The following is an 18,431-nucleotide window of genomic DNA, read 5'->3' on the forward strand; positions in this document are numbered from 1 at the left end:
ATCTGGCGGCGATCATGGGAAACACGGCGGCAAGCTGAGATGGCGATCTTCGAATACATAAACGGCTTCTACAATCCACGCCGCCGTCACTCAGCACTGGGCTGGAAAAGTCCGGTCGCCTTCGAACGAAAGGTGGCTTAAACGAGCATCTGGGGCGGCACTAAAGCGTGACAGGTCCATTTCTGCCAGAATACCATGTTGTTCGTCAGGTCACCGTGGATGGCCTGTATTTCGATGGCGCTGATGACGCGCGCGACAATCGCGCCCAAACCGATTTGCTCTGGCGTCCAATCCTCCGCAATCATGCGGTCGAGAGCTACGCGACGGACGCGAGGCTTGTAACTTTCCCAAGCCTCGATGAGGCCCTCATCAAACCGCGTAAAGGGTTCGTCGAAGCGGGTCAGGAGATCTTGGAAACGGGTAAAAGCCGCATCGAAATCCACGCCTGCCAAGGCATCTGTGGGTATAGGCACCTTATTAAACGTGCGTGGTGGAAATTCTGGTGATAGGTGGAAACGCAGGTCCGGTGAGATTGTAAACGCATTCGATGAGTCGCAGAGAGCAGTCGACATTCGATTGCCATCGCTGGATGTCCGCAAAGCGGCTATTTTTGACCTGCTGTTCCCTTATCGCGTTGTGCAGCTATTCCTCGGGTTCAAATTCCAGCGCCACCCCGTTGATGCAGTAGCGCAACCCGGTGGGGTGTGGTCCATCGGGGAAGACGTGGCCCAGGTGGGCTTCGCATCGGTTGCAATGCACTTCGGTCCGTTTCATGAAAAAGCTGCGGTCGGTTTTTTCGCCGACCATTTCTGAATCTACAGGTTGGTAGAATGAAGGCCAACCGCTGCCGCTTTCGAATTTATGTGCCTGATCGAACACCGGCGCGCCGCAGCAGACGCAGCGGTAGGTGCCGGGGTCTTTGGGAAAGTCCTCGTGCGTGCCGGCCCGTTCGGTTCCGTGTTTGCGTGTGACTTTATAGGCCAGATCGCTGAGCTGTACGCGCCATTCCGCGTCTGATTTGATGACTTTATCCATCGGCTTGAGGTCCTTTTACATTTCTTGCACTTAACCTAGGCTGCGGCTGAGCTTTCGCCAAGATGGGGTGCGATGACATTTGCGTTGCGGAAAGGGTGCTATGTAGTCGGCCAAGCGGACGGGCCTGCCGAATTGGCGGCCTGTCAGCGTCTGCGCTATCGCTGCTTTTTCGGTGGCACCGGAATAGATGCGGATCGGTTTGATCCGCTTTGCCAACATTTGATGGTTGCGGATGTTGCGGGCCGGTTGCTGGCCACGGTCCGCATTGCCCTGTGGCGTGATCCGGCGGCCATCGTTGAAGGATATGCCGCGCAGTTTTATAATCTGTCCGGGTTGGCGTGCGCGCCGGGCCCGATGGTTGAGTTGGGCCGGTTCTGCGTTGATCCGACAGTGCTGGATGCAGATGTACTGCGCGTGCTGTGGGGGGCGCTGGCCCGGCTGGTGGATGAGGCAGGAGCGCAATTTCTATTTGGTTGCACAAGCTTTACTGGCACCGACCCGGCCCCCTACGGTGCGGCGTTTGCGATGCTGTCCGCCCGCCATTGCGGCCCAGAGGGGCAGCGCCCTGTGGTGAAGGCGCTGGAGACGGTCCGTTTTGATGTGGCCGCGCACGACAGCAGGGACGCCCTGCGCCAGATGCCGTCCTTGCTGCGCAGCTATCTGAGCATGGGCGGCTGGGTCAGCGATCATGCGGTGGTGGATCGTGATTTACAGACCTTACATGTGTTCACCTGCGTGCCAGTCGCCGCCATTCCGGCGGGGCGTGTGCGTGCCTTGCGTGCTGTGGCCAGTTGACCCCGGCGGCATCGCACCGTAGCAGGCGGCTATGGCACGTGCACCTCTCTTACAGCTTTCCGACATCGCCCTGACATTTGGCGGCGATCCCGTATTTTCTGACCTGTCGCTGGTGGTCCAGCCGGGCGACCGGGTGGCCCTTGTAGGCCGCAACGGGTCGGGCAAATCCACCTTGATGAAGGTCATGGCCGGCTTGGTCGAAGGCGATAGCGGGACCCGCGTTTTGTCGCCGGGCGTACGCGCTGGCTACATGGAGCAGGACGCGACGATGGCGGGTTTTGCCACACTGGGCGATTATGCGTCGAGCGGGTTGGAGCCGGAAGAGGCATATAAGGTTGATATGGTTGCCGAAGGGCTGAAGTTTGATCCCGCAGGCGCGGTATCCACGGCATCGGGCGGTGAGCGTCGTCGTGCGGCACTGGCCAAGTTGATGGCGGAAGCCCCCGAACTGATGTTGCTGGATGAGCCGACCAACCATTTGGATATCGAGGCGATTGCCTGGCTTGAAAATGAGCTGAAGACGACTCGTGCTGCCTTTGTGCTGATCTCGCACGACCGGGCGTTTCTGCGCGCGCTGACCCGTGCCACGCTGTGGATTGACCGCGGTCAGGTCCGCCGCGCCGAGCAAGGGTTTGATGGGTTCGAGGAATGGCGTGACAAAATCTGGGAAGAAGAAGACCAACAGCGCCACAAGCTGAACCGCAAGATCAAGGCAGAGGCGCGTTGGGCTGTGGAAGGCATCAGCGCGCGCCGGACCCGGAACCAGGGTCGTTTGCGCGCCCTTGCGGATTTGCGCGCCGAAAGGGCGGGCCAAATCCGGCGTCAGGGCACTGCGGCCATGGCATTCGAAGGCGGCTCTGTCTCGGGCAAAAAGGTGGTCGAGGCGACAGGTCTGACCAAGGCCTTTGATGGCAAACAGATCGTCGAGAACTTTGAATTGACCGTTCAGCGTGGCGATAGGATCGCCTTCGTCGGGCCGAACGGCGTGGGTAAGACGACGCTGATCAAAATGCTGTTGGGGCAGGTCGAACCCGACGCGGGTACTGTGAAACTAGGCACCAAGCTGGATATCGCGGTTTTTGATCAGACCCGCGCGGCGCTGAATCCGGAAATGTCGCTGTGGGAAAATTTGGCCAATGATCCTGAATTAGGTGTGTCGGGCAAATCCGATCAGGTGATGGTTCGGGGCCAACCAAAACATGTTGTGGGCTATCTGAAGGAATTCCTGTTTGACGAGGCGCAGGCCCGCGCGCCGGTTCGTTCTTTGTCGGGGGGCGAGAAAGCCCGGTTGCTACTGGCCCGTTTGATGGCCCGCGAAAGCAATCTGCTGATCCTGGACGAACCGACCAATGATCTGGATATTGAAACGCTGGATTTGTTGCAGGATATTCTGGGTGACTATGACGGCACCGTATTGTTGGTGAGCCACGACCGGGATTTTCTTGACCGGGTGGCGACCACGACGATTGCAATGGAAGGCAACGGGCAGGCGGTTGTTTATGCGGGCGGTTGGACGGACTACCGCACACAGCGCGGAGGCGATTTCTACGAGGCCTCGGTCGCGCCAAAGCCTGCGCCGAAGAAAGAGAGGGCGGCAGAGAAGAAATCTGCCTCTGGTCTGTCGTTCACCGAGAAGCACCGGCTGGAAGAACTGCCCGGCCTGATTGATACGCTGACGGCTGAGATTGCCAAACTGGAGGAATTGCTGGCCGATCCGGAGCTGTTCACCAAGCAGCCGGTGAAATTCCAAAAAGCCTCTGACGCGCTGGTGGCCCGCCAGATCGCCTTGTCGGATGCTGAAGAAGAGTGGCTGACGCTGGAGGACAAGGCGGCGGAGTAGGATGGTTGGGCACACCTATCCTTGTTAGTCGGCGATGAGATCATTCTGCGTTCGGGTTTGGTTTCTGGTGAAAGTATCCTGTCCCTGCATGATTTGGGACCCACCCGTGCTTTCATAGGCAAGGTTCCAGTTGGTCACCATCTGTAGTGGCGTTGCACCGTAATCGACATAACCGGTCCAGCCAGTTACAGATTGGCAATCCTCGCTACTATTTGACCAAGCGACAGAAAACGACAGCGTCTGAGTATTTGCATAGTAAATGCCAGTGATTGGATAAGCTGTTCCCTGACAATTGTACCCTTGAGTGTTGTTTACATAATATCCTGATACAATATAAGTTGCTGGCTGTGATGGCGAGAGTGTAAATCCGATACTTGCAACCGACCGGACTGATTGGTCCAGCTAGAGGTGGTTGCAAGCATCTGCATTTCTTCCGTGGCAGATGCATCGTCAGCCAAGATCGTGACTGGGCTGAGGACGGAAATGAGCGACAATGTTGAGACAGTTAAAAAGCGCATCGTTATCCCCTTTTAGATGTGAGGCTATGTGTCAATTCTATCCTCGAATGATTAAGTGGCAATATAAAACAACTTAAACGAGTAATTTCTGACTTGGCTAGAGACGGTCTTTGGCTTTAAAAGCAGTTGATCGGCGTTGGCGCACGCCGCCCATGAATCGCGTCTAAGGCATCCTGAGCGCCCCATCCACTCGGATGATCGCTCCGTTCAGATAGTCGCATATGATGAAGAATAGCGCTTTTAAAACCAAGGCAGATCTGCTTGCGGCGATTGCGATTGAGGGCGCGCAAAGCCTGATGCATGATGTCGCGCAGACGCAGGCGCTGCCTGAAGGCACGTCACTATTATTGGCGATTTCAACAGCCTATGTGGATTGGGCCATTCAGCATCCGGCTTATTATCAGGTGATGCGCAACCCTGATGTCATGCGATATGCGCCCGATCAGTTGGCTGAAATACTGGGGGATTTCGGGCAGGGGCAGCGGACTGAAATCCTGCGGGCGCAGAAGGCGCATTGGCGTAGCGGCGATGATCCTGAAGACCTGTTCTTACACTTGACGGCGTTGACCGTTGGCACGGCGATAATTGCGACCGATCCAATTTATCCCAAACCTGCCAGCATAACGCCCACGCGTGAGAAACTGCTGGCCCCGATCCGGGAATTTCTGGAATTATGCGCTCCGTCCGACCAAGAAGAGTGACATAGCCAAACCACTTGACCACGGTGACTTTAAGCCCTAGTTGGGCGCAAGGGCTGTAGACGCCCGCCGCCCGCTGACGCTTTGTCTTGGTGAAGTTCTACGACGAAATACGATTTCATCTCTCTGACGCATTTCGTGCGGATGGTAATGCGGGTCCCATCTTCAAACGGCGCGATTTGGCTTGAGAAAGATGGGATATGTCCGACACACCCCAAAATACATTCACCGATGGACCACTTGGCGCCATCTATCTGAAAACGGCTTTGCCGATCATATTTGTTATGGCTATGAACGGGTTATTGTCTGTCGCTGATGCGCTATTTCTGGGCATCTATGTTGGCCCAGAGGCATTGGCTGCCGTCACACTTATGTTTCCGATTTACATGTTGATCGTGGCCCTTTCGACGCTTGTGTCGAATGGCATGTCCAGCCTTCTGGCGCGTGCGCTTGGGGCAGGGGACCAACATGGTGCTGGCGCTGTTTTTGCAGGGGCGCATGGGCTAGCCGCGGCACTGGGCGCGCTTCTTATCATGTTTTTTGTCATCATGGGCCATCAGGTTGCGTTGCTGGCTGCTGGTGGATCAGATGCGCTGGCGAATATGGGGCTGATCTATCTGCGGATCACCGTGTTCTTTTCACCGTTGTTGTTCATCTTGTCCGTCAATTCCGACGCGCTGCGCAATGAAGGGCGCGTGGGGTTTATGGCCGCGATGAGCCTGCTGGTCTCGGTCGCAAATATCGGGTTCAACTATGTCCTGATTGCACTGTTAGATATGGGTGTTGCAGGGTCGGCCTATGGCACCGCAGCGGCGCAAGCGCTGGCGTTTGGGATCATTCTGGCCTTTCGCTTAATCGGGACAACGTCACTGCGCCCATCGACATTGCGCCAGCATTCATTGTGGGACAACTGGGGCCGTATCCTTGCGTTAGGTGCACCGCAAAGCCTGAACTTCATCGGTCTGGCGCTTGGGTCGGCGGCGATTATCACAGCGTTACAATGGGTTGGCAGCCCTCATTATGGGGACACGGTGTCCGCTTATGGTATTATTACACGTGTCATTACCTTTGCATTTCTGCCGCTGTTGGGGCTGTCCTTTGCGATGCAGACGATCACAGGTAACAACTATGGTGCGGCCCTGTGGCAAAGATCGGATAGAAGTCTGCGGATCGCGCTTTGGGTTGCGTTTCTTTATTGCACGGTGGTGCAGATGATCGTGCTGAGCATGCCCGGCCAGATCGCAGGTGCGTTTGTTGATGACAAATCGGTTATTGCAGAGGTGGTCCGGATATTGCCAATAATGACCTCTGTTTTCTTTCTGATGGGGCCGCTCATGATGATTGCAGCCTATTTCCAAGCTATTGGCGCGGCGCTGAAAGCGGCGATCCTTGGGTTGTCTAAAACTTATCTTTTTGCGATCCCCATGACCTTTGTCTTGCCCCTGTGGTTCGGAGAGGCGGGCGTTTGGTATGCCGGGCCGCTGGCGGAAATCATGTTGCTTGGGCTGACGGGGGTGATCCTTTGGCAGGCTGCGCAGAGAACGCCGTTGCGGTGGGGCGTCTTCCACGATCAGCAGGGAGAAGTATCATGACTGCGCCATTGCCGACAGCCGTACAAGCCAAAGAGCAAGCAAAGAATTTGAGGGCGACACTGACGGGGGAGGGCACTGCAATTGGTCATGCGCAATCATTGGAACGGGTGTCGCATCAGTATGGGTTTCGGGATTGGAATGCGCTGCTGGCGGTCATTGGAAACGGTCCGCCTGTTGATTGGACACCTGATGATAAAATCAGTGGCAGCTATCTTTCGCAGCCCTTCGCGGGTCAGGTCGTTTTGTGTGAGACGCTGAAACCCGGATGGGTCCGACTGGAAATACAGTTGGACGCGGCTATTGATGTGGTCACATCATCGGAGTTTTCAAATCTGCGCAGGCGCATTCGTGGGGTTATAGGCCCCAAGGGGCATTCCAGCGAGCGCACCAGCGATGGTCAGCCGCATCTTCGGATTGATATGTGAAGTTAATCGTTCTGAATGGGGCGATTTGCGCAGCCAAAGCCGTGATTGCTAGGGCATGCGCAGCGCCCCATCCAGCCGAATGGTTGTGCCGTTCAGATAGTCGCATGTGATGATGAACTGCGCCAATGCGGCGAATTCGGCGGGTTCGCCCAGACGGGCAGGGTAGATGACATCGGCGGCGAGCCCGTCCATGACCTCTTGCCCGAGGCTTTCCAGCATCGGGGTCCGAAAGATGCCGGGGGCGATGGCCATCACCCGAATGCCGTTGCGGGCGAGGTCGCGCGCCATGGGCAATGACAGCCCGGCGATGCCGGCCTTTGAGGCCGCATAGGCGCTTTGTCCCTTTTGCCCGTCAAAGGCCGCCACAGAGGCGGTGTTGATGATCACCCCGCCGTCCTTCATCCGTGCCGCCGCGAGCCGTGCCACGTTGAAGGTGCCATTCAGGTTGATGCCGATTGTCCGGGTAAAGCTTGCCTGCGTATGTGGCCCGTCGCGCCCCAGCGTTTTTTCGGCGGTGGCGATCCCGGCGCAGTTGATCGCGGCATTCAGCCCACCCATTGCGTCAATTGCGTTGTCTAACCCTTTGGCAACGCTGTCTTCATCTGTCACATCGACCTGCGCGAAATAGGCGCCGATCTCTGCTGCATAGTCTGCGCCTTGTGGGTTCTGGTCGAAGATTGTCACCAGTGCCCCGGCCTTTATCAGGCTGGCAGCGGTGGCGGCCCCAAGGCCAGAGGCGCCACCGGTGACGATGGCGCGGGTTTTGCTGATGTCCATAATATGTCTTCCCTTTTGCGCGTAGCCTGCCGCAGCTACGCCGCAAAGGGAAGCCGTTTCAGAACCAGAGCGTGATGCCCAGATCGACGCCGCGCGCTTCGTAATCGCTGTGGCCGAGCCCATCCACGTAGAATTTGCCAGAGGTCGCCCATGTGTTGGCCCGGAAGAATTCGAAGCCCAGATCAAGCCGTCCACGCAGATCATCTGGCACTTCGTTGCCTGCTGCATCACCAAAGCCCAAAATGCCGCTTGTGCCGACGACGATGCTGCCCGCCGTTTCATTGACGGTGATCGGGATCAACACCGTGGTGCCGATGTTGGCCTGCCCATAGGACACCGTGCTGTCATCGGCGGTGTTCGATCCGAGCGTATAGCTGTCGAGTTGTTCTTCCAGCCAGCTAACGGCCAGATGCGGGATGATCAGCGTTTCGTTTTCGAGGTAATGTTCACCGGACACCCGCATCGCAGCGAGCCAGCGCGACCCGTCAACATCGTCCGCTCGGTCGCCGCCGCCAGCCACATCTGTGCTGGATTGCCCCGCCATGAGCCGCCCGTCGAGTGTCACACTTTGACCCGCCTTGATCCCATAGAAGCCTGCCATGTAGCCGGAGCTGTCAAAGCTGTTGCCATAGATGCCGTCCTGGTTGCTGAGATCCGCTTGCAGCATGAAGCCGAACGCGCCGGTGTCGCTTGCATAGAGATCCGTACCGATGGTCATGATCCCCAGCTCAAGATCCGCATCTTCGAATTCAGAGTTCCGTACCCCAAGCGAAATCCAGAGCGGGCCTGAAAATCCGGCTGTATCACCGGCGCCTGTGCCTTGCGTGGCCTGCAATGATCCGCTTGCGGCGGTCCGCCGGTTAAGTATCTCTGATTGTCCCGCGCCGAGCGATGCGGCCTGTGCCCCAAGGAAACACTGGGTGGAGTCGGGCAGCAGCGGGTCCTCTCTATTGGGTTCGACTTCGTCGCTACATTGTGCGGCTGCTTGTTGTGTAAGAAGTATAATGAAGGTGGTGCAGAGAATGCGTTTGATAAGATATGTCATGGTGCCCCCAATACTGAAAAACTGCGTCGTAAATCCGGTCAGCGTGTTACGCGGCACACGCCTGAGAAAGCCATCACTCGGCTTTCGCTATCGGCATTCTTGGCCTGAAATTGCAAAAAAGCAAATTTTTCGCGCGCAGCTTCTGTGAACAGCGATCATTCGCTTGTCGCGGCCGCAATCAAGCGCCCGCGCAGTGATCAGATTTCTTGTGCAGCGGCCTGTGCGATATCGCCCAGATTGGGTTGACCGTCCGGCCCGATCACAACAAAGGCTGCATCGTCCGACCGCCATGACACGAAATCAAAGCCGTTGAGCGACTGCGCCTTGAAATCCTGCGTTGCGGGCTGGTCGCTGCTGATCAGGCAAAGCGCAATAACTGCCCCTGTCGGATCGCGATACATCAGCTGTGCGACGGGTTTGCCCGCCGCCACGACAAGCCGTCCGCCTTCGAAAGTCAAGTCATAGGCCGTCAGATCGGGAATGGTGAAATTCGCTCCAACGGTGTTCCCAAGCCAGGTTTCAATATGGTCAGACTCACTTGCACCAACCTCGACCAGGTGCCGCCCTTGGCTGGCATAGATCGCATGATAGTCGGCGATATCGGTCAGCCAGCTGCGCGCCACCACGGTTGGTGCGGTCTGGTCTTTGACCAGATAACCACCGGCGCCACCCATGGCAAAGATGACAAGGCTGGCTGCCAATGTGCCCCATAGGGGCCGGGATGGTGAATTCGCAGGGGCGGGCGGGGCCGCGGCAGCGCTGGGATGCGCGTCAAGCGGTGTGTTCCGGATCTGCTGGGCGAGCGAAAACGGCACGGGGTCGGCAAGTTCAAGATCGAACTGTTCCAACGCCAGTGCGTCTGCTTCCATCAGTGCGTCGAGCTCTGCCTGCATTTCGGGTTCATTGGCCAGCCGTTCTTCGATTGCCTGCGCCTCTGTGGCGTCAAGCTCTCCGTCCAGATAGGCACTTAACTTCATCGACAATTCATTCATGGAGTTACAGCCTCCGCTTCGGTCAGACGTGCAACAAGAATTTTGCGTGCCCTGTGAATGCGACTCATTATTGTGCCAATCGGAATGCCGAGCAGTTCTGCTGCTTCCTTGTAACTGTAACCCTCTGCGCAAACAAGCAAGAGAGGTTGTGATAAATCGTCGGGCAGGGCGCTGACTTGGCCGCGCACCTGCTTGGCTGTCATCGCGTCATCGACGTTGCTTTCGGTCTGAAGCTCAGTTGCCTCTTCAGCGGGGATCTGACCTTCGCCCTGGCGCACTTTGCGCTTGCGTATTTCGCTGATCCAGAGATTGCGGATGACCCGGAACATCCAGCGGTCAAGCGGTTGGGCGGGATCGTAGTGGTGCCATTTTTGCAGCGCGGTCGTGCAGGCATCCTGTAGTAGATCGTCAGCATCGGGGCCTGACCGCGTAAGACTGATCGCAAAGCGCCGCAGTCGCGGCAATAGCCCGATCATATCGGTTTTAAATTGGTCCGGAGTGATGGTCATGCTTAACACTATTCTAAATTGTGACCCCGCGTAACCATGTACTTTTTTGACAGTGGGCGCAACGCAGGTTGCTGAAAATAACGGCGTAAATCCGCTGTGTGGCTCAAGTGTGCTGCTTGTGTGATGCAGCACTGTGTTGGATGAAAAAGCGATCATAACATTTTCCCGACATGAGTGTCGCGGTCACGATGGTCACCGCGCTTATCAGGTTTACGCGCAGGGAATGCAGTTTATTCGATGTTCGCTAATTTTTGGCTGCCTTGACCTGATCCCAGAGCGCGTCCATTTCGGCGAGGTCGCTTTGTGCGGGGGACTTGCCTATATCTTGCAGGGCATCTTCGACCGCTGAAAAACGGCGGGTGAATTTTGCGTTTGCGGCGCGCAATGCCTCTTCCGGGTCAATGTTCAGATGCCGCCCCAGATTAGCCATCACGAAGAGCAGATCGCCGAATTCTTCATTCACTTCGGTTTGCGTCAGCGTGTCACGGGCTTCGACCAGCTCGGCCGCCTCTTCGACGATCTTGTTGAGCACTTGCGTCGTGTCTGGCCAGTCAAAACCGACTCTGGCGGCACGGTTTTGTAATTTGACCGCCCGCATCAGCGCGGGCAGGCCGATGGCGACCCCGTCCAGTGTTCGGGTCTGTTTCTTGCCTGCTCGTTCCGCTGCCTTGATTTTTTCCCAGTCGGCGGTTTGCTGTTCGGCTGATTTGTCGCGGGATTCATCGCCAAACACATGCGGGTGCCGGGCGACCATTTTGTCGGATATGTTGCGGACCACGCTGTCAAAGGTGAAATACCCGGCCTCTGACCCCATTTGGGTGTGGTAAACGGTTTGCAACAGCAGATCGCCTAACTCGCCCTCTAGCTCGGCCCAGTCGTTGCGGGCGATGGCATCGGCGACCTCATAGGCTTCTTCGATAGTGTAGGGGGCGATGCTGTCGAAATCTTGTTCGATGTCCCACGGGCAGCCGGTGTCCGGGTCACGCAAGCGGCGCATAATTTCCAATAGGCGCGGCATGCCGCCTTTTGGGTCGTGGATCAGTTTGTCATCTGGCATTTGGCCCCCGGTGTTGCTGGGTCCACGCTATGTAAACAACGCGGCCGCGCCAAGGGTGCATCACGCTTGGCGCGGCTTCATTTCAAAAACGAAACGATGCGCGGACTGCGATTGTGTCAAGCGTGACCTCTGCAGTTTCGCCGTCTTGTTCGATTTCAAGCCGACGTGCCAGATATTCAGCACCCACAGAAAACTGATCGTTGATCAGGTAATCCGCACCAAAACCAAGACTGAATCCGTCTGTGGTTAAAGTTAAATCGGTGCCATCTGGGCGCAGTTCGACCTGCGACAGGCCTGCAGTGCCGTAGACCAGCGCAGGGCCTAAATTATAACCTGCGCGGGCCTTGATGTCGGAAAAAGTTGCGTCAGCGGTTTGGGTCTCGGACCCTGCTTGGGACTCGAGTTGCGCTGCGGGCGAAAATGCGACCTCTCCGCCAAAGACAAAATCGCCCTGCTGGATCTGATAGCCCGCGAGACCTTCAAAAATGGCGTCGCTTTCAATTGTTGCAACGAAGTCGCCATTGACCGACTCTCCGTTTGTTAATGTACCCAGCGACAGCCCGGCATAGCCGCCGGTCCAATCGGCGAAGGCGGCGCCGGGTGCCACGGCAGTTGCGCAGATCAGCAGTGATTTCAGTGTCGGGATCATATTCTGTATCTCCTGTTTGTCGATTTTCAAAGCGCGCTGTGTGCGGCTTTCGGAGGGATACGGATGAGGAGGCTAAATTATTCTGGTGTTTGAATTTTTTTGACAAAGCCGCGCCCCAATGGCCCGGCTTTGTCGATACTTTGCACGGTCAGAATTTGTACGCAGCGCGCAGGGTTACTGTGTCCAGGTTAATTTCTACCTCTTCACCTTCAAATTTACCGCTGGTGCGGCGCGCGATATACTCGGCCCCGATCAGAAACTGCTGGGTGAATTTATAATCAGCCCCGACGCCGAAGTTAATGCCGGTGAAGGCAAGTGGCAGACCGCTGAATGTAGCATCCAGTTTTGTCGGCCCTGCGGCGCCATACAGCATAAAATTGTTGATCGCATAGCCAGCGCGTCCCTTGAAATCGAGAGGTTCAAGATTGATGCGGTCGAGGTTTTCATTTCCAAAGTTGTCGGCTCGCGAGAAGGTGATTTCACCGCCGAAAACGTAGTTTCCATATTGGACCTGATAGCCGCCAAACATGGAAAAAGCTTCATCCCCTTCAAGCTCAAACGATTCTGTGTTTGATCCTGGTGCTACTTCGCTGTCGGTCGCGGTGCCGACGCCCAGACCCACATAGCCGCCGGACCAATCGGCGAAGGCGGTGCCGGGTGCGGTGACGATTGCGTAGATCAGCAGTGATTTCAGTGATGGGGTCATCTTTCAGATTTCCTGTCTTGTCGATTTTCAAAGCGCGTTGTTTGCGATTATCTGGGAGGTGCGGATTAGGGAGCTAACTTTTTGGGAGGTTTGGCGTCCGGTGCCACAGCCACGCCAAACGGTTGCCGTTTATCAACGCTCCTTACCTTCAGAATTTATAGGCAGCGCGCAGGGTTATTGTGTCTAGATCGATCTCTAGCTCTTGATCCTGAACTTTATTACCGGTGCGGCGCGCGAGGTATTCTGCCCCGATCAGAAACTGATCGTAGAACATGTATTCGGCTCCGATGCCGACATTGAAACCATTGAGGGCCAATATCGCGCCAGAGGCTCTCATATCTATTTGTGTTGGTCCTGCGACACCATAGAGCAGAAAATCGTTGATCGCATAACCAGCGCGCGCTTTGAAATCCAGAAATTCAAGATCGGGCTTGCCGATACCCTCAGTTCTAAAATCATCGGCTTGTGACAATGCGATTTCACCACCGAAAACGTAGTTTCCCTGTTGCACTTGATAGCCGCCAAATACGGAAAAAGCTTCGTCTCTTTCGAGCGGGAAAGTTTCCACGTCCGACGCTGCTTTTTGACGGATTTCGGCTTCGGTCGATACGACTGCGCTCAGACCCACGTAGCCGCCTGTCCAATCGGCGAAGGCGGTGCCAGGTGCGATGACGATTGCGCAGATCAGCAGTGATTTCAGTGGTAGGGGCATGTTTCGGGCTTCCTGTTTTTTCGATATCTAAAGCGCGCTGTTCGCTGCTCTCGAAGGGCATACGGATGAGTGAGCTAAATTATTCTGGGAATTAGTATTTTTATAGCCGCGCCAGTATTGGCGCGGCTTTGAAGCGCTGTCAGAAGTTGTACGCTGCACGCAGGGTCATCGTATCTGCGTCGACGTCCACGTCAGCATCGCTGAAAGCTTCTGACATTGTGCGTGTCAGATACTCGCCGCTAATCGCAAAGTTGTCAGCGATTTTATACCCAAGCCCGGCACCGATACCAAAGCCCGACGCATTGACATCATTGAAGCCGATAATGTTGATCTCGCTCGTTTCGCTTGAAAGGCTGAGCAACCCATAGACTGCGAGATTGTTGGTTGCATACCCAGCGGAGAACTTGAGATCGAACAGATGTTCAACTGTAACCTCGTCGTCGCCAAATTGTGCGTCTGGCGTTACGAGGAAATTCGCTTCTAAGCCAAATAGGAAATTGTTTCGTTGAGCGTGAAAGCCGATGAAAGCGCCAAGTGCATCGCTGTCATCCAAATCAGCACTGCCTTCAAGAGCTCCCGTGCTTTCAAAAGTCATATTGGAGGCTTGTCCAAATGAACCACCAGCATACAAGCCGTTCCAGTCGGCAAGGGATGCGGTGGGTAGCAATGCGGCGCAGGTGAGTGTGAGAAGATCGATGCGTGCCATTCTAAGTTAATCCTGTCTTTATGAGTGGTTAAGGACAACATGCATTTACGGTCCGCTGATGTGTCAGGCGACAAGCAGAATGTGGCTTTTCTTAGATGTGTCGTGCACGTCACAAAGGCATCAGCATGTTGCTGGATTGCGCAGGGGTAATCCGCTTGCTTTGCGTCATCCGCACCTGCATTCTGCGCCACAGGTCGGGATGTGCCGGGCCGCTATTTTGGTCTAAAGGAACACCCATGCCCGTTATCAACCGTATTGCCGATTATGCCACCGATATGACTGGCTGGCGCAAGCATTTGCATACGCATCCCGAATTGCAGTTCGACTGCCATCAGACCGCTGCTTTTGTAGCGGAGCGCCTGCGTGAATTCGGGGTGGATGAGATCTATGACGGCATCGCGACGAGCGGTGTTGTAGCGCTGATCAATGGCCGCGGCGCGGGGCCTACGATTGGCTTGCGCGCTGATATGGATGCGCTGGCGATGGACGAAATGACGGGGCTGGAGCATGCCTCTGCCACGCCGGGCCGTATGCATGCTTGCGGTCATGATGGCCATACAACCATGCTGTTGGGTGCCGCGAAATATCTGGCCGAGACCCGCAATTTTGCGGGCCGTGTCGCGCTGATCTTTCAGCCTGCGGAAGAGGGTGGCGGTGGCGCCGGTGTGATGGTGCAAGAGGGCGTGCTTGACCGGTTCAATATTGACGAGGTCTATGCGCTGCACAACACGCCCGGTCGGCCTGTGGGTGCGTTTTATACCACGCCGGGCCCGATCATGGCCGCCGTCGATACGTTCCATATTCATATCAAAGGGCAGGGCGGTCACGGGGCGATGCCGCATGATACGGCTGATCCGATTGTCGCGGCTGTGGGGATGGTGAATGCCATTCAGACAATTGTCAGCCGGAACCATTATGCGCAGGATGATCTGGTTGTCTCTGTCACCCAGATTCATACCGGGTCGGCTGATAATGTGATCCCGGAAACCGCCTATATCAACGGCACTGTCCGCACCTTTAAGCCTGAGGTTCAAGAAATGGTCATGGCCCGGATGAAGGCAATCGTGGACGGGCAGGCGGCGGCATATGGTGTCACCGCCGAGTTGGATTATGAGGTTGGTTATCCCGCCACGGTCAATAACCCCGATAAAACAGTCTTTGCCGCATCCGTCGCGCGTGAGGTGTCGCCGAATGTCGAAGACAATGCCAACCGGGAAATGGGGGCAGAGGATTTTGCCTATATGCTGGAAAAGCGTCCCGGTGCGTATTTGTTTGTCGGCAATGGCGACACCGCTGGTCTGCACCATCCGGAATATGATTTCGATGATACGGTCGCCCCTTACGGCGCGTCGTTCTTTGCCCGGCTGGTCGAACGGGCGCTGCCCGCAGGTTGATCACATGAAAGGAGCCTACCGATGGCGCTTGAAGATGCAAAGGGGCAGTCGGATCTGGCCTTTACCCGCAATGATCGGCGTGGTCTGGCTTATGAAAATGCCTTTGGCGGGGCGGTGTCTTTTTTGCGCCGCTGCTATACCAAAGATCTGACGGGCGTTGATCTGGTGGTTACCGGTGTGCCCTTTGATCAGGCGGTCACCCATCGCCCCGGCACCCGGTTCGGTCCGCGTGCGATCCGCGAAGCCTCTGCCCTGCAACCCTATGATCCGCCTTATGGCTGGGACGGGTTCGATCCATTGTCGGAATTTGCGATTGTCGACTATGGCGATGTGCCTTTCGATTATGCCCATGTACCCGGTGTCCCTGCGGCGGTGCAGGCGCATATCGCGGGTATTCTGGCCGCCGGGCCGGGCACGGTGACGCTGGGCGGCGATCATTTCATCACCCTGCCGATCCTGCGCGCCTATGCGGAAAAATTTGGCCCGCTGTCGGTGATCCAGTTTGATGCCCATTCAGACCTTTGGGCTGATGATGACATGGAGCGGATCGACCATGGCACATTCATGTATAAGGCCGTGAAGCTGGGGCTGGTGGATGTGACCCGGTCGGTTCAGGTCGGTATCCGCACTGAATGTGATGATTATCTAGGCATGCCTTATATCGACGCGCGCAGCTGTCATGAACAGGGTGCAGCCCATGTAGCCGCCCGGGTGAAAGAGATCGTGGGTGATCATCCCGCCTATCTCACCTTTGATATTGATGCGCTGGACCCGGCCTTTGCCCCCGGCACCGGCACGCCGGTATGGGGGGGCTTGGCGTCTTGGCAGGCGGCGGCGATCCTGCGTGATCTGGCCGGGATCAATATGGTTGGCGGTGATGTGGTCGAGGTGTCACCGCCTTATGACACGACCGGTGCCACAGCGATTGCCGGGGCACATGTCGCGATGGAGCTGTGCTGTCTTGCGCTCTGGAATAAAAGAAAAAAATGATGCCAAACCAGCCGTAATTTGGCGCAGTATTCGGGGCCGTAGACATCGCAGGGGCCAATCTGATGTGCGAAATGCTGACGATCCTGCCGGGGCCCCCTTATCGCTAGGGCGGGGATTGGGGGGCGCTGCCCCCTTGCCCGTTCCGGGCAATTCCCCCGGGATATTGTTAGCCAGAAGAAGATCAGTCTTCTTTGAAAACGTCGTATTTGCTGCCATCATGGCTTTGTTCGGTCGCGATCTGGCTGATTGCCGTTTTGGATTTGATCACTGCGGCGCTGAGCACGCTGATCACAAAGCGGGGTGCATTTACGAAATCATCAAACCGATTTGATGACTTTGCAGGGGACCAGAGCACAAGCGGCGGGTCGAGCAAGACACTGGCAAAGCTGTTGGCGACGATGGCCACAGGCCCAGTGTCGGATTGGGCCGTCACGACGGTGACACCCGTCACGAAAGCCGTAAGCGCGCCGCGAAAGCTGTCGGCATCCGTTTCGGGGTCAAAACTGGCGATGGTGCCTGCATCAATAATGGGACACCGTGGCCCAGTGTAGCAGTATAAAGTTCGAACCATGTTTGCCGGTCTATGTCGACTTTGAATGTGTCGAACAATAGGCTAATTCTATTGAGGTTATTGGCGCCCATAACTGGCATAACATTGGCTGGATGCGGTTTTTCGCGAGATATGGCCGCAGCGGCGGCGGCTCTGACGCTTTGTGCTGCTCTTTGGGGCAACCTGATGCTGGATTGCACGCAGCACAGGTATTGATCATCGCCGGATCGCGGTTATGGTGACCAGACGATCTTTGTCGGCAGGATCGACCAAGAGACCAAAACCGGGGGGCGTGGTCTACCACATCTGATATGACGTCCTGCTCTGCAGGAACGGGAGGTGATCCCCACCGTGGCGGGTCTGTCCTGACATAAAACTCAACGTTTCTAATCACGAGGGAGAATGTGATGTTCGCTAAACTGAAATTTGCCGCAGCGGGGGCGGTTGCCGCCACGATGATGGCACCTGCGGCGATGGCCGAGGAATTCATTACTATCGGCACAGGCGGTGTAACCGGGGTTTATTATCCAACAGGTGGCGCGATCTGCCGTCTGGTGAACAAAGGTCGCCGTGACCACGGTGTACGCTGTTCGGTCGAGTCCACAGGTGGTTCAGTCTATAACATCAACACCATCCGCGAGGGCGAGCTGGAATTTGGTGTGGCCCAGTCCGACTGGCAGTACCATGCTTATAACGGCACATCGCAGTTCGAAGAGGCGGGTCCTTTTGAAGGTCTGCGCGCTGTCTTCTCGGTGCATGCGGAGCCGTTTACGGTTGTGGCCCGCGCCGATTCAGGCATTGCCACTTTTGCGGACCTGCAAGGTAAGCGGGTAAATATCGGCAACCCCGGTTCCGGACAGCGCGGCACAATGGAAGTGCTGATGGAAGCTATGGGCTGGACCACGGATGATTTCGCCTTGGCCACAGAGCTGAAAGCGGCGGAACAATCCGCAGCGCTTTGCGATAATCAGATTGATGCGATGGTCTATACAGTGGGTCACCCGTCCGGGTCGATCCAAGAGGCCACAACCGCCTGTGATTCTGTGCTGGTTGAAGTATCCGGCGATGTGGTTGATCAGCTGGTCGCAGACAACCCGTTCTATCGGACAGCCACCATCCCGGGCGGCATGTATCGCGGCAATGACGAAGACACGCTGACATTTGGTGTCGGTGCGACTTTTGTCAGCTCTGACGCGGTGTCTGAGGACGTGGTTTATACGCTGGTCAAAGGCGTGTTCGAAAACTTCGGTGATTTCACGGGCTTGCATCCTGCCTTTGCCAACCTTGACCCATCAGAGATGGCCTCTGCCGGGTTGTCTGCACCGCTTCATGCGGGTGCGGAAAAGTATTTCCGCGAAGCCGGCCTGATCGAATAAGCTCGTTGCAAGATGCGATGTCCGGGGGCGGTGCGCTGCCCCCGGAGACGATAAGAAAACCTGCC

The 18,431-nt window shown here is 56.3% G+C and carries 21 protein-coding genes and 1 pseudogene; 9 read left to right on the top strand and 13 right to left on the bottom strand.

The window, feature by feature from the left end:
• The coding region (locus ACJ5NV_RS16235; RefSeq protein WP_411645526.1) for an IS3 family transposase at positions 1–141 on the top strand (141 nt) is incomplete at its 5' end.
• On the opposite strand, the gene ACJ5NV_RS16240 is transcribed toward ACJ5NV_RS16235, so the two are convergent.
• Together ACJ5NV_RS16240 and msrB are read right to left on the bottom strand one after the other, a co-directional pair.
• On the bottom strand, positions 138–572 hold the full coding sequence (locus ACJ5NV_RS16240; RefSeq protein WP_411645381.1) for a hypothetical protein: 435 nt from the start codon (positions 570–572) through the stop codon (positions 138–140). The genes ACJ5NV_RS16235 and ACJ5NV_RS16240 overlap by 4 nt on opposite strands.
• 70 nt (positions 573–642) lie before the next feature.
• Positions 643–1,035, bottom strand: a complete 393-nt coding sequence (gene msrB / locus ACJ5NV_RS16245) for a peptide-methionine (R)-S-oxide reductase MsrB (protein WP_411645383.1) — start codon at positions 1,033–1,035, stop codon at positions 643–645.
• A gap of 72 nt (positions 1,036–1,107) precedes the next feature.
• Here msrB and ACJ5NV_RS16250 point away from each other — a divergent pair, with 72 nt between their 5' ends.
• Positions 1,108–1,830 carry a GNAT family N-acetyltransferase gene (locus ACJ5NV_RS16250; RefSeq protein ID WP_411645385.1) on the top strand — a complete coding sequence of 241 codons (723 nt, stop codon included), beginning with the start codon at positions 1,108–1,110 and terminating at the stop codon, positions 1,828–1,830.
• A 31-nt stretch (positions 1,831–1,861) separates the two neighbouring features.
• Positions 1,862–3,670, top strand: a complete 1,809-nt coding sequence (locus ACJ5NV_RS16255; protein ID WP_411645387.1) for an ABC-F family ATP-binding cassette domain-containing protein — start codon at positions 1,862–1,864, stop codon at positions 3,668–3,670.
• A 24-nt stretch (positions 3,671–3,694) separates the two neighbouring features.
• On the opposite strand, the gene ACJ5NV_RS16260 is transcribed toward ACJ5NV_RS16255, so the two are convergent.
• On the bottom strand, positions 3,695–4,072 hold the full coding sequence (locus tag ACJ5NV_RS16260) for an avidin/streptavidin family protein (RefSeq protein WP_411645527.1): 378 nt from the start codon (positions 4,070–4,072) through the stop codon (positions 3,695–3,697).
• A 337-nt stretch (positions 4,073–4,409) separates the two neighbouring features.
• On the opposite strand from ACJ5NV_RS16260, the gene ACJ5NV_RS16265 reads away from it, so the two are divergent.
• The 3 genes from ACJ5NV_RS16265 to ACJ5NV_RS16275 all read left to right on the top strand — a co-directional run bounded on the left by ACJ5NV_RS16265 (position 4,410) and on the right by ACJ5NV_RS16275 (position 6,903).
• The gene (locus tag ACJ5NV_RS16265; protein ID WP_411645388.1) at positions 4,410–4,889 is read left to right on the top strand and encodes a TetR/AcrR family transcriptional regulator; all 480 of its coding nucleotides are present in this window, start codon (positions 4,410–4,412) and stop codon (positions 4,887–4,889) included.
• 197 nt (positions 4,890–5,086) lie between these two features.
• Positions 5,087–6,478, top strand: coding sequence for an MATE family efflux transporter (locus ACJ5NV_RS16270; protein ID WP_411645390.1), 1,392 nt, complete (start codon positions 5,087–5,089; stop codon positions 6,476–6,478).
• On the top strand, positions 6,475–6,903 hold the full coding sequence (locus tag ACJ5NV_RS16275; RefSeq protein WP_411645391.1) for a glyoxalase superfamily protein: 429 nt from the start codon (positions 6,475–6,477) through the stop codon (positions 6,901–6,903). The genes ACJ5NV_RS16270 and ACJ5NV_RS16275 overlap by 4 nt, the downstream gene beginning before the upstream one ends.
• 48 nt (positions 6,904–6,951) lie before the next feature.
• Here the strand turns inward: ACJ5NV_RS16275 and ACJ5NV_RS16280 are convergent, their stop codons facing one another.
• From ACJ5NV_RS16280 to ACJ5NV_RS16320, 9 genes are all read right to left on the bottom strand, one after another.
• Positions 6,952–7,680: an SDR family NAD(P)-dependent oxidoreductase gene (locus ACJ5NV_RS16280; RefSeq protein ID WP_411645392.1), complete on the bottom strand. Its 729-nt coding sequence runs from the start codon at positions 7,678–7,680 to the stop codon at positions 6,952–6,954.
• A 58-nt stretch (positions 7,681–7,738) separates the two neighbouring features.
• Complete coding sequence (locus ACJ5NV_RS16285; RefSeq protein ID WP_411645393.1) at positions 7,739–8,725, bottom strand: hypothetical protein; 987 nt, start codon at positions 8,723–8,725, stop codon at positions 7,739–7,741.
• Positions 8,726–8,922: 197 nt separating this feature from the next.
• Positions 8,923–9,717, bottom strand: a complete 795-nt coding sequence (locus tag ACJ5NV_RS16290) for an anti-sigma factor family protein (protein ID WP_411645394.1) — start codon at positions 9,715–9,717, stop codon at positions 8,923–8,925.
• The gene (locus ACJ5NV_RS16295; RefSeq protein ID WP_411645395.1) at positions 9,714–10,382 is read right to left on the bottom strand and encodes an RNA polymerase sigma factor; all 669 of its coding nucleotides are present in this window, start codon (positions 10,380–10,382) and stop codon (positions 9,714–9,716) included. The genes ACJ5NV_RS16290 and ACJ5NV_RS16295 overlap by 4 nt, the downstream gene beginning before the upstream one ends.
• 88 nt (positions 10,383–10,470) lie before the next feature.
• Complete coding sequence (mazG, locus tag ACJ5NV_RS16300) at positions 10,471–11,283, bottom strand: nucleoside triphosphate pyrophosphohydrolase (RefSeq protein ID WP_411645396.1); 813 nt, start codon at positions 11,281–11,283, stop codon at positions 10,471–10,473.
• An 82-nt stretch (positions 11,284–11,365) separates the two neighbouring features.
• Positions 11,366–11,932: an outer membrane protein gene (locus ACJ5NV_RS16305; RefSeq protein ID WP_411645397.1), complete on the bottom strand. Its 567-nt coding sequence runs from the start codon at positions 11,930–11,932 to the stop codon at positions 11,366–11,368.
• Positions 11,933–12,080: 148 nt separating this feature from the next.
• Positions 12,081–12,638, bottom strand: coding sequence for an outer membrane protein (locus ACJ5NV_RS16310; protein WP_411645399.1), 558 nt, complete (start codon positions 12,636–12,638; stop codon positions 12,081–12,083).
• Between the two features lie 148 nt (positions 12,639–12,786).
• Positions 12,787–13,350 carry an outer membrane protein gene (locus tag ACJ5NV_RS16315; protein WP_411645401.1) on the bottom strand — a complete coding sequence of 188 codons (564 nt, stop codon included), beginning with the start codon at positions 13,348–13,350 and terminating at the stop codon, positions 12,787–12,789.
• Between the two features lie 139 nt (positions 13,351–13,489).
• Positions 13,490–14,056, bottom strand: coding sequence for an outer membrane protein (locus ACJ5NV_RS16320; protein ID WP_411645402.1), 567 nt, complete (start codon positions 14,054–14,056; stop codon positions 13,490–13,492).
• A gap of 236 nt (positions 14,057–14,292) precedes the next feature.
• Here ACJ5NV_RS16320 and ACJ5NV_RS16325 point away from each other — a divergent pair, with 236 nt between their 5' ends.
• Positions 14,293–15,450: a M20 aminoacylase family protein gene (locus tag ACJ5NV_RS16325; RefSeq protein WP_411645404.1), complete on the top strand. Its 1,158-nt coding sequence runs from the start codon at positions 14,293–14,295 to the stop codon at positions 15,448–15,450.
• A 21-nt stretch (positions 15,451–15,471) separates the two neighbouring features.
• The gene (speB, locus tag ACJ5NV_RS16330; protein ID WP_411645406.1) at positions 15,472–16,440 is read left to right on the top strand and encodes an agmatinase; all 969 of its coding nucleotides are present in this window, start codon (positions 15,472–15,474) and stop codon (positions 16,438–16,440) included.
• A 211-nt stretch (positions 16,441–16,651) separates the two neighbouring features.
• Here the strand turns inward: speB and ACJ5NV_RS16335 are convergent.
• Positions 16,652–16,951, bottom strand: a pseudogene (locus ACJ5NV_RS16335) (flavin reductase family protein); the annotation flags it as partial.
• 446 nt (positions 16,952–17,397) lie between these two features.
• Here ACJ5NV_RS16335 and ACJ5NV_RS16340 point away from each other — a divergent pair.
• Positions 17,398–18,366, top strand: coding sequence for a TAXI family TRAP transporter solute-binding subunit (locus tag ACJ5NV_RS16340; protein WP_411645407.1), 969 nt, complete (start codon positions 17,398–17,400; stop codon positions 18,364–18,366).
• The last annotated feature ends 65 nt before the right edge of the window (positions 18,367–18,431 follow it).

It is taken from the genome of Loktanella agnita, assembly GCF_046640325.1.
Taxonomy (GTDB): domain Bacteria; phylum Pseudomonadota; class Alphaproteobacteria; order Rhodobacterales; family Rhodobacteraceae; genus Yoonia; species Yoonia agnita.